Annotated in this window: 1 protein-coding gene; it reads right to left on the bottom strand. The window is 31.4% G+C overall.

Features of this window, described 5'->3' with window-relative positions; all coding sequences use genetic code 11:
• Window positions 1–49 precede the first annotated feature (49 nt).
• The coding region (locus DWY01_RS11720) for an IS3 family transposase (protein ID WP_199519965.1) at window positions 50–676 on the bottom strand (627 nt) is incomplete at its 5' end.

Here is a 676-nt window from a genome sequence, read left to right as displayed (position 1 = left end):
TGGTACTATGTCAAGAAAAAGGACTCATAAAATAGATAAATTTTAAATTTTAATGCTTTGAATAATAATTATTCTCATATTGATTTGGCGATTCATAACCGCAATGACTGTGAATTCGTATTGTGTTGTAGAATGTTTCAATATATTCGAAACACAAATCATACGCATGATCATAATCATAAATTAAAGTACGATTTAACCATTCTCTTTTTATTACTGAATGAAAAGATTCTATGCATGCATTGTCCCAAGGTGTGCCTTTCTTTGAATAACTTAGAATCAATCCTTTGGTTAATTTTTTATAAAGTTTGCTTGTATAATGTACTCCTCTGTCTGAATGAATAATTACAGGATCTGCTGTTTTTCTGCGCTTTCTAGCCATTTCTATACATTTCAACACTTCTTCTACTTCCAGTGTCTTTGATAACGTCCATGCAATTATTTTTCTTGAATATAGATCCATTACACTTGTAAGATATACAAATCCTTCCAAGGTGAATATATACGTTATATCTGTACACCATGCCTCATTTGGCTTGCTTGGTGAAAAGTCTCTTTTTAATACGTTATGTAGCTTTGTTGAAAAATCACTATCAAAGGTTGTTTTTACATATGGTTTAATGTAACAGGCCTTGATACCCATTTCTCGCATATATACGCCTACTGTTCTTTCCGA

This window comes from Eubacterium sp. AF22-8LB (assembly GCF_003458715.1).
GTDB lineage: Bacteria > Bacillota_I > Bacilli_A > Erysipelotrichales > Erysipelotrichaceae > Holdemanella.
The sequence above is the reverse complement of the archived record's forward strand: the minus strand, read 5'-3'. Positions and strand labels throughout refer to the sequence as shown.